Here is an 11370-nt window from a genome sequence, read left to right as displayed (position 1 = left end):
GCGGTGATCGAGACCTTGCTGTCGTAGAGGCGCTTGATCAGGGTCGGATCGTTCGGCGCATAGGTCTGGAAGCTCGAGCCGTTGGTGAAGGTGCCGTGAATCTCGTGGCCCTGGATCACGACGTCACGGACGTGGTTCTGGTCGACTTCGCTGAGTAGCTGCGAGAACGGTATGTCCTGCGTGGAGGCGCGCTGACCGGGGTTCTGGAAGAGCGTGAACAACGCCAACAACAACAGGACAATGATGACCCAGAGGGCGAAGTTGCGCAGATTGGCGTTCATTGACTTTCCTTCGTGGTCGCGCTGATCGCGGCCTTCCATCCTTGGCAGTAAACCCCGGTAGCCACGAGGGTTTCCCCCGCTCGCCTGCGATACAATCTAGGTGCCGTGCGCCTCGGTGCCAAGGGAACGGGACAGGACTATTTAGCGCATCCTAGCCCGATTCCCGCTGAAATAATGGCGGCAGAAGCCGCTGTTTTCGGGGGGTGGTTAAGCGGCCGCAAGATAGTTCGCAAATAGCCAGGGGGTCTCAGCGCGAGCTGCGCCGGCGCGGCGGTGCCGGCTGGATCAGGATTCGTCCCTTGGAAAGGCTGATCGCCGCCCCCGCCAGGGTCTGTTTCAGCCTGGTTTGCCCCTCGGCGACGGCGCGGTCGAGAGTTCCCAGCAGAGCCTCGACCTTGCCGAGTTCCGCAGGGCCCTCAAGTCCGTGCCGATCGACCGCACGCCTGAGCAGGCGTAGCCGGATCTCCTCCGGCAGCGCTGCGAACGCACGCGCATCGTAGCTGCCGGCAAGGGCGCCGCCATCGGTCAATGCGAGGTAGCGCTCGGCACCGTCGGCCAACACCTCCACGGCGGCATTGGCGCGCGCAAGCCGTGAGGCCAGCCGCGCCAGCGTTCCGGCATCGGCGCCCTCCTCCGCCAGAAGCGGCATCAGCGCGCGCAGCCGAGGACGGGTGAAGGCGGGATCGCGATTGGTCGGATCATCGGCAAAGCCGACGCCGGCCGCCTCGAGCGTCGCGATCAGCTCCGCCTTGGAAATGCCGAGCAGCGGCCGCAACAGCCGCACACCCTCGCGCTCGGTCTCGGCGGCCATGGCGGCAAGCCCTGCGACGCCGCTGCCGCGCAACAGGCGCATCAGCAACGTCTCGGCCTGATCGTCGCGCGTATGCGCGGTCGCAACGTGAGCGGCGCCACCTTCGCGCGCGGCCCGGGCCAGGAGACGGTAGCGCGCCTCGCGCGCCGCAGCCGGCAGGCCGGTCTTCGGCTTTGTCCCCCGCCAGCGCAGCGTACGGTGCTCGATGCCGAGCGCATGTGCGAGACGCTTGACCTCTCGCGCCTCGCGCGCAGCCTCCTGCCGCAGGCCGTGATCGACGGTGACGGCAATCAGCCGCGGCCCGCGCTTCAGCTTGCTGCGCCAGCGCGCCACCAGCCACATCAGCGCGACGGACTCCGGCCCGCCCGAGACGGCCAGCACGACCGAAGGCACGGCCTTCCATGGCGCGAAGATCGCTCGCGCCCGCGCCGCCGAAATCGGGGATTTTTCCTCGCGCATGTGCCGCCGCCGATGTGCGGGGCCCTCAAGGCCCCGTCATCGGCTGCTTAGCACTTTACCCGCTTCTGCTCACGGTCCACCGCCGCCTTCACGCCGGCGGAGGCGCGCGGATATTTCTGCAGGACCGCGCCGAAGGCGGCGCAGGCCGCCTCCTTCTCCTTCAAGGCCGCGAGCGATTGGCCTAGCCGCAGCATGGCATCGGGCGCCTTGGCGGACTTCTCGTGATCGCTGGTCACGCCGAGGAAAGCCTGCGCGGCTTCACGATATTGCTGGCGCTGGAAATGGCTCTCGCCGAGCCAGTATTTCGAATCCGCGATCATCGGATCTTTCGGATGTTTCTGCGCGAAGTTCTTCATAGTCTCTTCGGCCAGCGCATAGTCCTTGCGCTGCATGTAGCCGATGCCGAGGTCGAACTCGTCGCGCGGCGTCGCCGACGGCGGCAGCGTCGCCAGCGCGGCGGTCGGCGCTTGAACAGGTGCGGCCGGCGCGCCGGGCGGGCGCGGGCTGACGCTGCCGAGATCGAGCGGCTCGCCGGGGCCACGACCTCCGGGAGCGCCGACGGCGGCCTGGCTCGAAAGGGGCATCTGGCCGCCGCCCAGCGCCTTCGGCGCGCCTGGTGCGTTCGGATTTTGCGTGGGATCGAAGGCATCGCCGCGGCGGCGGTTGCCGGCGCCAGGCTGAGCCGGCTCCTGCACGATCGGTGCAGGGGCGGCGATCTGCGGCTCGGGGACGCCCTGCTGCTGCGGATAGGCAGGCTGCTGGTAGCCCGGCTGCTGCGGCGGGTAACCGCCCTGCTGCGGATAGGCAGGTTGCCGGTAGCCCGGATTGGCCGGCGCCGGCGGGGCGGCCGCAACGTTGGGCTGGACGGCGGTGGCTGGAGGCTGCTGGGCGCCCGGAGGGGCCGCACCGAGCTGGCGCAGGCGCTCTTCCAGCTGGCGGTTGCGGTACTGGAGTTCCTCGTTCTGGCCCGTGAGCTGGCGCAGCTGGTTCTCGAGCCGCTGGATGCGCATCTCCAGATCGACGTCCTGGGCCAAGGCTGGAACAAGGGCCGGCGGGGCGAAGGCCAGTACCGCGGCGGCAGCCACGGCGCGAAAGGCGTTATGAAATCTGGGTGACATGTTGTCCTGACGGGCAAATCGGCGCGACAAGCGGGAATCACATGAGAGACGGAGTACGCCGGAATTGTGACTGAAACCAAGGGGCTTCGGCGTTGGTTAAGTCAACAAAATGAAACCGGCGCCCCGAAGGACGCCGGCCATCAGTTCACCCCAAGCGACGAACTTCTTTAAGAGCTGGCGTTGAGCACGGTGACCGCGCGGCGGTTCTGCGACCAGCAGGAGATGTCGTTACAGACCGCGACCGGGCGCTCCTTGCCGTAGGAGATGGTGCGCATGCGGCTCGGATCGATGCCGCGCGAGGACAGGAAGGAACGCACGGACTGGGCCCTGCGGGCGCCGAGCGCGATGTTGTATTCGCGGGTGCCGCGCTCGTCGGCATGGCCTTCGATGGTGAAGGCGTAGCGGTTGTAGGTCTGCAGCCACTGCGCCTGCTTTTCCAGGGTGGCGATGGCCTGCGGGCTCAATTCGGTCTGGTCGCTTTCGAAGAAGACGCGGTCGCCGACATTGACCACGAAGTCCTGCTGGCTGCCCGGGCTGGCGGCGTTCGCCATCGCGTCGGTAGCGGCATTCTTGTTGGCGCAGGCGCCCATGGCCAGCGCCGCGGCCAGCACGGCGGCCAGCTTCAAACCCTGGAGGATACGCATCTGGTTTCTCATTCCGGAGCCTCCACGCTCACGTTCTCGATACTGCCATCCGGTCTACAGGGCGTTGGTTAAGCGAACGTTCCGTCAACCTTGACGGGGTGTTGCCGGGACCGGTCAAATGCCGCCGATCGGCGAAAAGCGACCGCGACGGTTAATCATTTGTAAATATGGCGCGAGGGTGGAGGCAAGCGGCGGCATAGGCCGGAACCGGCCGTTCACGCGGCGTTTCGCTCGAATAATCGTGGACCGCGGCAAGACTGCAACGGTTCGCCGGCCCGAACGCCGGCCGGGCGAGGCGCCGGCAGGCCAGACAGTCCCGTCCGGTTCAGGCTTCCGGAACCATCGAGGGGCGCTCGAAGGCGGCCACGACCCCGCGCGGCGACGGCTGGCGCTCGTGGGCGCGCTGGAACAGCATCTGCCGCTCGGCGTGCGTCGAACGCATGATGGGAAAGCGGGCCGCCACCTTTTCGCGCACGGCACGGAAATCGCACGCCATCAATGCAACCTCTTGCCTGATGATCGGAATCGGACGCGGCCCGGCGATGGTCTCCTGCAGGAAGACGCGGCGGTAGAACGCCTGGTGCTCGGCGCGAACGAGCGCGAGCCCGGTATCGGCGTTGAAATACTCGCACGCCATATAGCCCAGCCGCACCGTCAGGTAGGGCAGCTCCGGAAACCGTCCGACCTTTTCGGGATCGGCGGCCAGACGCGACGGGTCGACGAAAACCTCGCCGCAATCGAGCCTTGGATGAAGCACGTCGCCGAACAGATCTGATGTGTGGGACATCCGCAACTCCGGCGTCAGGACATGGAGGCGGACGGAGCTGCAGAGTTCTCGGTCGATATAGATTCCGAACGTCCAGGCGTTCGGAGCATCGTCATAGGGATCGTAGACGCGCTGGGACTCCGCAGGCGCGATCAATCCACCATGGAGGTAGGCCTTGTAGCGCAACGAGGCGATGAGATCCCGTTCGTCGGCAGTTTCGATGAGCCGGTAGTCGACGCGATCGAGCAGTCCTGATCCCCAGAAAGAGTGCGAGATGCGGGTTTCGACTCCGGACTTCATCCCGACACACTCCTTGAACGCTCGGCAACTTCTACGGGCATTAGAAAAGCATTAACAGCTTCTTAACGCCGATGCAAAGGGATCGCGACGTTAGGGTTAACCATGCCGGCTCCACAACTGACCGATTTGCCCGTAGTTTTGCGGAAATATCAGGCGATGGACCGCGAGGCGATGGGCAGCAGCGCATCGTCCGGCGCGCGGCGGCCGTACGAGGCATTCAGCAACTGGCGAACCCGGACCGCCGGTACCGGCCGGCTGAACAGATAGCCCTGGGCCTCGGTCACGGTGCCGTCGGTCGAGAGGCGCTCCAGCTGCTCGTTGGTCTCGACGCCCTCCACCACCACGGACATGCCGAGGTCGGCGGACAGGCGGGCGACCCCGCGCAGCAGGGTCAGCGGCCGGTCGGTATCGATGCCCTCCAGGAAGGAGCGGTCGATCTTGACCTTCTGCAGCGGGAAATTGTGCAGGTAGCTGAGGCTGGAATAGCCGGTGCCGAAGTCGTCCAGCGAAATGCGAACGCCTAGCGCATGCAGCTGAGCCAGCACGTCGTGGGTGAGCTGCGTGTTGCGCAGCAGCGAGGATTCGGTGATCTCGATCTCGAGCCGGTCGGCCGGCAGGCCGGACACCTCGAGCGCGTAGCGGACTTCATTCAGGATGTCGCGCTGGTGAAACTGCTGCGGCGAGAAATTGACCGCGACGCTGACGCGGTCCGGCCATTTCATGCATTCCATGCAGGCCTTGCGCAGGATCCAGCGGCCGAGATCGATGATCAGGCCCATGTCCTCGGCGATGGGAATGATGTCGATCGGCGAAACCGTGCCGCGCACCGGATGATTCCAGCGCAGCAGCGCCTCGCAGGTGGAGATGCGGCCGGACTTCAGGTTGACCAGCGGCTGGTAGTAGAGCTCGAATTCCTCGTTGGCCACCGCCTTGCGCAGGTCGAGCTCGAGGATGCGGCGCGCTTCGACGGTCTGCGCCAGCTCGGCGCGGAAGAAGCAATAGGTGCCGCGGCCGTCGGCCTTGGCGCGGTACAGCGCCATGTCGGCATTCTTGAGCAGCGTGTCGGCGGAAACGCCGGGGTCGGTCATCGCAATGCCGACGCTGGCGCCGATCTCGACCAGATGGTTGTCGATCTTGTAGCGCTCGCTCAGGCGGTCGACGATACGCCGGGCCAGGCCGGCGGCGTCTTCGGTCGAATGAATGTTCTGCTGGAACACGACGAACTCGTCGCCGCCGAAACGGGCGACGAAATCCTCCGGCCGCAGCATCTCGCGCAGGCGGTCCGCCACAGCGCAAAGCAGCTGGTCGCCGCAGGGATGGCCGAGCGTGTCGTTGACCTGCTTGAACTGATCGAGGTCGACGAACAGCAGCGCGGACATGTGGTCGCCGCGCTGGGTCGCCAGCAGACGCCCGATCTCGTCGCGGAAATTGACCCGGTTCGGCAGGGCGGTGAGCTCGTCATAGCGGGCCAGATGGCTGATGCGCGCCTCGGCGTTGCGCCGCTCGGTGATATCCTCGAGCAGCACGACGGCGCCGCCGCCTTCCATCGGCTGGAACGTCCACGACATGAAGCGGCCGCGCTCGGAATCCGGATCGGTCGTGATCATGTCGCGGGCGCGGGTGTTCTCGATCTCGGCCATGATCATCCGGCCGCTCGCCGCCGAAATCGAACCGGCCGCCACGCAGGCGTCGATGATGTGGGCGACGTTGGCGCCGCGCTGCACGAAATCCTCGGACAGGTTCATCATCTCGCCGAAGCGGTGGTTCATCACCGCAAGGGTCCCGTCGGCGCGGAACATGCACAGCCCGTGCGGCATGTTGTTGAGCGCAGTGTCGAACTGGCCGGCCAGCGCCGCCTCGCGCTCGCGCGCCACCAGCGCCTGCATGAATATCCTGTGCAGGTTGGCCGACAGCTTGATGAGCGTTATCAGGAACACCACGGTCACGAACGCCATGGCCACGTAATAGGGCGTGCCGCGCAGCGCCAGCGCCACCGCGGTCGTGCCCAGGGCCAGGATGACCTGCAACCTGAATATCCACTGCCGCCCATAGGCTCTGGCCGCGCCGCCGGCGAGCAGCCCGATGGTGACGGACAGGGCGATCATATGGGCCACGGCATCGTCGGTGCTGAGCAGCGTGGTGCCGCACCAGATTCCGATCGCGATGGCCTGGATCATCGCCCCGACCTGGTAACGCGTCTGCCAGCGGGCGGCGGCAATGGCGGTGAGGCTGGACTTGCTCGCCTGGTAGAGCTGCAGATCGATGGCGCGGATGACACCGGCCAGAGCGAGCAGCCCGACGCAAGCCCAGATGTAATCGCTTCCGGTCTTCACCGCGGTCATGGCCGCAGTCACGGTCGCAAAGACGATGCCGACATGCACCGTGCCGGCGGTCTCGAACAGCGAATCGATCAGCGCGCCGTGGATCGACGGCGTCAGTCTCTGGTCGGTCGTTCCTGTTTCCTTGGCAAGTTGCATCGGCAGCACGCGGTTCCGGTCGGTCCGCAGTTCTACCGCCGGCAGATGAAGTCTTTCTGAGGGAACAGGGTTAGCGAGTCATTGCCTTTGGTCACGCAAAGCGAAAATATGCTATAAATTTCAGCATAGTAGGCAATCCTTGCCGGTTAACGCCGATGCCCTCCGCGCGCCGGTCGCTAGGACAGCAGCGGCGACCATGCCGGATCGGAGGCAAAGCCCGGCGTCGGCACGCGCTGCTCATTGCGGCCGGAGACGTCAACCGTGAAGAGCGACGGCCCGGAATTGCCGCCGGGCTCGCGGAAGAACATCAAGACTCGGCCGTTCGGCGCGAAGGTCGGCCCCTCATTGTGGTAGCCCGCGGTGAGGATGCGCTCGCCCGATCCGTCGGTCTTCATGATGCCGATGGCAAATTGCCCGCCGCCCTGCTTGGTGAACGCGATGTAGTCGCCGCGCGGCGACCATACCGGCGTCGAGTAGGAGCCTTCGCCGAAGGAGATGCGCTGCGCCGGGCCGCCGGTGGCGGCCATCACATAAATCTGCGGCCTGCCGCCACGGTCGGACTCGAAGCACAGCCGCGTGCCGTCGGGCGCGTAGGACGGCGAGGTGTCGATCGCCGGCGTGTCGGTCAGCCGCGTCGTGGTCTTGGAGCGCAGGTCCATCACGAACAGGTTGGCGTTGCCGCCCTGCTGCAGGCTCATGATGACGCGCTGGCCGTCCGGGGAGAAGCGCGGCGCAAACGACATGCCGGGGAAATTGCCGACGATCTCGCGCTGTCCGGTCTCGATGTTGAAGAGATAGACGCGCGGGTCGCCCTGCCCGAATTCCATATAGGTGATTTCCTGGCTCGACGGCGAGAAGCGCGGCGTCAGCACGAGGTCGCTGCCGCGCGTCAGATAGCGCACGTTGGCCCCGTCCTGGTCCATCAGCGCGAGCCGCTTGACGCGGCGCTCCTTTGAGCCGGTCTCGTCGACGAACACGATACGGCTGTCGAAATAGCCCTTCTCGCCGGTCAGCCGCTCGTAGATCTGGTCGGAGATGATGTGGCCGACGCGGCGCCAGGATTCCGGCGAGGTCGTGTATTGCTGGCCGGAGAGCTGCTGCGCCGTGTTGACGTCCCAAAGGCGAAATTCGCCGCGGAGCCGGCCGTCCGGCTGCCGGGTGATGCGGCCGAGCACCAGCGCCTGGGCGTTGATCGACTTCCAGTTCTGGAAGTTCGGCGCCTGGTCGACATTGACGGTCTTCTCGATATAGGCGGCCTGGTCGATCGGCGCGAACAATCCGCTGCGCTTGAGATTGTTGGTGATGACCTGCGTGACGCCGGCGGCGACTTCGCCGTCGGCCGGCGTGCCGGCCACGAAATTCGGGATCGCGATCGGCAGCGGCGCGAAATCGCCTTCGGTGATGGTGATGCGCTTCTGCGCCAGCGCCGCCCGCGGCGAGACCGCAGCGGCAGCGCCGAAGGCAGCCATTCCGGCAACGATCTGGCGGCGGGAGGGGAGAAGCAGCTTGTCGCGCAGTCTGGCTTGATCGGTCATCGGTCACTTCAACTCGGATTAAATGGGCTGCTTGCCTGCGTTCAGATCGGCCGCTCCTGGAAGACCGGCACGAAGGCCTTCCATTCGTCGAAGAACTGCGCCGGCAAATTATACGGCTGGCACTGGATGATGGCGCGCAAGGCGCTCTCCGAATAGGCGCGGGCATAGGAGGTCGACGGCGTGCCGTCCGGCACCGGCATCGCTTCCAGCGTGCCGTCCTTCTTCAGGCGGATATTGAAGGCCACTTCCGGCCGCTCCTGCTCGATGCCGCCATAGGGCTTCTTCCAGCAGTTCTCCACCTGCCGGCGGAACATCGCGCCCCAGGTCGCGGAGTTGTCCGCCGCCCTGCCCTTGGACATGCCGAGCGAGGCGTTCGAATTCAGGGTTTCGCCGGCGACCGCCTGACGCGACGGATCGCGCTTGTCGATCAGGGCTGCGATCTTCGACTGGTCGAAGTGACGCTCCTTGATCTTGGTCTGCTCGGGCGGCTTGGCGGCCTGCACCGGCTTCGGCGGCGGCTTCTTCTCCTGCTTCTTGATCGCCTCCGCAATCGGATCGACCGCGGGATCCGGCTTCTTCTCGACCGGCTTCGGCTCTTCCTTCGGCTTCTCGACGACCTTGGGCGGATCGGGCTTCTTCTCGGCCGGCTTTTCTTCTGCCTTGGGCTGCGGTGCCGGCGCGGTGTCGGTGACGACCGGCTGCTTCTTCTCCTCGATCTTGCCGACAGCATCGTCCACCGGCTTGGCCTCTGCGACCTTCTCCACCAGCGGTTTCTTCTCTTCCTTCTTGCCGGCCTTCATGCCGGCCGCAACCTGGGATTCCAGGGAGATGTCGACGCCGACAGATTCTTCCGGTCTCACCTCGAGGGCCCTGGTCGAGAACGACAGCATCACGAAGCCCAGCACGACCACGTGCAGGGCCACGGACGCGAGCACCGTCTTGTCGACCTTGACCTTCACCTTCAGGAGCCCTGCTCGGGAATGATCACGATATTCGCCTTGAATCCCGCGGCCTTGATGTTCCCCAACAGCTTCATCATGTCAGTGTAGCAGACATCGCGGTCGCCGCGCAGGAAGACCACGTTGTCCGCCTCCGTCCGCGTCTCGCGGATCGCCTTGATCTTCGGCAGCAGCTCCTCGCTCGAAATCGGGGCGTCGCCGAGATAGAGCTCGACATTGGAATTGCAGCTGCCGCCGGTGCGCTTGACCGAGAGGGTCAGTGGCGGCGCGTTGGAAGCGGCCGCGTTGCCACCGCGGGCGATCGGCAGGTCGATGTCGATCGTGGAGGTCATCAGGGGGGCCGCCACCATGAAGATGATGAGCAGCACCAGCATCACGTCCACCATGGGCGTGACGTTGATTTCGGCCATCACCGACTTGTGCCCCCGGCGGCGGCCGCCGCCCGAGCCTCCCATGCTCATGCCCATGATATGGTGCTCACCGCCGTTGCCACCATATGATACCGCTGCCTCAGGCCGTTTGTCCGAGGCGTGATCTTACCCGAAAACCGGTTCCCACTGTTCGGGATCATGCCCGTTCGTCGATCTGGCGGGAGAGAATCGCCGAAAACTCGTCCGCAAACCCCTCCAGCCGCTGGGCCTGCCGGTTCACCTCCGAGATGAATTTGTTATAGAAAATTGTCGCCGGAATTGCGGCGATCAGGCCTATGGCAGTGGCGAACAGGGCCTCTGCAATGCCCGGCGCCACCACCGCCAACGAGGTGTTCTTCGAGGCGGCGATGGACTGGAAGCTCGACATGATGCCCCAGACCGTGCCGAACAGGCCGACAAAGGGCCCGGCGGAACCGACGGTCGCCAGCACCAATAGCCGCCGCTCCAGCCGCTCGACCTCGCGCGCGATCGAGACGTTCATCACCTTCTCGATACGGGCCTGGAGGCCGGCGATCGAGCGCGACTGGCTTTCGAAGGAGCGCTTCCACTCGCGCATGGCCGCGACGAAGCAGGCCGCCATCGACTGCGTCGGCTTTGCCGACAGCGCCCGGTAGAGTTCCTCGATCGATTGGCCCGACCAGAACGCCTGCTCGAAGCGGTCCATGGCGCGGCGGGTGCGCGCATAGAGAAAGATCTTGTCGATGGCGATGGCCCAGACCCAGACCGAGCAGGCCAGCAGGCCGAGCATGACCGCCTTCACGACCCAGTGGGCCTGAAGGAACAGCGCGATCAGCGATACGTCGGCAGCCGGTATCGGCAAGGCGGCGGCATCCATCAGCGGTATCCTCTCAACGAAGCGGAATGACGTCTTGCGCCGTCACCGCGCCCCACCTTTCTCCTGAACACGATCGGTTCGAAAAACCGGTACCCACTTTTCGAATCGCGCTCCGTCCAAAAACTTCCGGGAGCAAATGGCTGCCGGCGCTACAGCCACGCTGTCGGCGCGGCGACGTGCCTGCGCGAGAGCCTTCATTGTGTCGTTTGGGGGCCCGTCCAAAGCCGGGTCCGAATTCCCCTGCCAACATGTCAAAACCAAGGCTGACCCGCGCGGCTCTGCGCCCCTAACCAAACGATAATCTCGGTTAACGCGAGGTTACCAAAGGGAAATTGCGGGCGGGAAATGTGGCCGCCGGCAACGGGTTGCAGGGGGTGGAACCGGCCGCAGGTCCAGGCCGACGGCCGGATCTCGGCCTCGTCATGGCAGAGCTTGTTCAGGCCATCCACGTCGTCGAGAGCGTCATTGCGAGGAGCGCAAGCGATGAAGCAATCCACCTGTCCCCGCGGGGAGAGATGGATTGCTTCGCTTCCGCCTTCGCCAAGGCTTCGGCGGACAAGTCGCTCGCAAAGACGGGGAGACATGGGGGCTCGCTCTCACGACGCGATTTTCGCCTGAGTTTTGTCATTCGTTGCACCCTCTTGAACAGAGGGCGCGGAGAAGGCCGGGCGCCGGCTGCGCCCGCAGCACCGTGTGCAACGGTAGTAAGAAAACGCACACGGATTTGACAGGTACAGCCAGGACATCCCGACCT

10 protein-coding genes are annotated in these 11370 nt (G+C 65.4%); all 10 read right to left on the bottom strand.

Features of this window, described 5'->3' with window-relative positions:
* On the bottom strand, positions 1 to 281 hold a 281-nt coding region (locus ACT4OC_RS09410; protein ID WP_444838703.1), incomplete at its 3' end, for an ATP-dependent metallopeptidase FtsH/Yme1/Tma family protein.
* 247 nt (positions 282 to 528) lie between these two features.
* Complete coding sequence (gene tilS / locus ACT4OC_RS09405) at positions 529 to 1551, bottom strand: tRNA lysidine(34) synthetase TilS (RefSeq protein WP_444838702.1); 1023 nt, start codon at positions 1549 to 1551, stop codon at positions 529 to 531.
* Positions 1552 to 1598: 47 nt separating this feature from the next.
* Positions 1599 to 2669, bottom strand: coding sequence for a tol-pal system protein YbgF (gene ybgF / locus ACT4OC_RS09400; protein ID WP_444838701.1), 1071 nt, complete (start codon positions 2667 to 2669; stop codon positions 1599 to 1601).
* A gap of 167 nt (positions 2670 to 2836) precedes the next feature.
* Positions 2837 to 3325 carry a peptidoglycan-associated lipoprotein Pal gene (gene pal / locus ACT4OC_RS09395; protein ID WP_444838700.1) on the bottom strand — a complete coding sequence of 163 codons (489 nt, stop codon included), beginning with the start codon at positions 3323 to 3325 and terminating at the stop codon, positions 2837 to 2839.
* A gap of 313 nt (positions 3326 to 3638) precedes the next feature.
* The gene (locus ACT4OC_RS09390) at positions 3639 to 4379 is read right to left on the bottom strand and encodes an N-acyl amino acid synthase FeeM domain-containing protein (RefSeq protein ID WP_444838699.1); all 741 of its coding nucleotides are present in this window, start codon (positions 4377 to 4379) and stop codon (positions 3639 to 3641) included.
* A gap of 149 nt (positions 4380 to 4528) precedes the next feature.
* A complete protein-coding gene (locus tag ACT4OC_RS09385) occupies positions 4529 to 6856 on the bottom strand; it encodes a putative bifunctional diguanylate cyclase/phosphodiesterase (protein ID WP_444838698.1) in 2328 nt (775 codons plus the stop codon).
* A gap of 176 nt (positions 6857 to 7032) precedes the next feature.
* Positions 7033 to 8325 (bottom strand): Tol-Pal system beta propeller repeat protein TolB, encoded by a 1293-nt coding sequence (tolB, locus tag ACT4OC_RS09380; RefSeq protein ID WP_444838704.1) that lies wholly within the window; start codon positions 8323 to 8325, stop codon positions 7033 to 7035.
* A 107-nt stretch (positions 8326 to 8432) separates the two neighbouring features.
* Positions 8433 to 9350: a protein TolA gene (locus ACT4OC_RS09375; RefSeq protein ID WP_444838697.1), complete on the bottom strand. Its 918-nt coding sequence runs from the start codon at positions 9348 to 9350 to the stop codon at positions 8433 to 8435.
* Between the two features lie 2 nt (positions 9351 to 9352).
* Positions 9353 to 9817 (bottom strand): ExbD/TolR family protein, encoded by a 465-nt coding sequence (locus ACT4OC_RS09370; RefSeq protein ID WP_444838696.1) that lies wholly within the window; start codon positions 9815 to 9817, stop codon positions 9353 to 9355.
* A 100-nt stretch (positions 9818 to 9917) separates the two neighbouring features.
* Positions 9918 to 10616 (bottom strand): protein TolQ, encoded by a 699-nt coding sequence (gene tolQ, locus ACT4OC_RS09365; protein WP_444838695.1) that lies wholly within the window; start codon positions 10614 to 10616, stop codon positions 9918 to 9920.
* Positions 10617 to 11370: the final 754 nt, after the last annotated feature.

The sequence above is a fragment of the Bradyrhizobium sp. genome (assembly GCF_052389815.1).
GTDB lineage: Bacteria > Pseudomonadota > Alphaproteobacteria > Rhizobiales > Xanthobacteraceae > Bradyrhizobium.
The sequence above is the reverse complement of the archived record's forward strand: the minus strand, read 5'-3'. Positions and strand labels throughout refer to the sequence as shown.

Excerpts from the sequence above, each read along its gene's own strand:
- pal (WP_444838700.1), bottom strand. The coding sequence starts at position 3,325 with ATGAGAAACCAGATGCGTATCCTCCAGGGTTTGAAGCTGGCCGCCGTG.
- tolQ (WP_444838695.1), bottom strand. The coding sequence starts at position 10,616 with ATGGATGCCGCCGCCTTGCCGATACCGGCTGCCGACGTATCGCTGATC.
- ACT4OC_RS09370 (WP_444838696.1), bottom strand. The coding sequence starts at position 9,817 with ATGGGCATGAGCATGGGAGGCTCGGGCGGCGGCCGCCGCCGGGGGCAC.
- ybgF (WP_444838701.1), bottom strand. The coding sequence starts at position 2,669 with ATGTCACCCAGATTTCATAACGCCTTTCGCGCCGTGGCTGCCGCCGCG.
- ACT4OC_RS09390 (WP_444838699.1), bottom strand. The coding sequence starts at position 4,379 with ATGAAGTCCGGAGTCGAAACCCGCATCTCGCACTCTTTCTGGGGATCA.
- tolB (WP_444838704.1), bottom strand. The coding sequence starts at position 8,325 with ATGGCTGCCTTCGGCGCTGCCGCTGCGGTCTCGCCGCGGGCGGCGCTG.
- ACT4OC_RS09385 (WP_444838698.1), bottom strand. The coding sequence starts at position 6,856 with ATGCAACTTGCCAAGGAAACAGGAACGACCGACCAGAGACTGACGCCG.
- tilS (WP_444838702.1), bottom strand. The coding sequence starts at position 1,551 with ATGCGCGAGGAAAAATCCCCGATTTCGGCGGCGCGGGCGCGAGCGATC.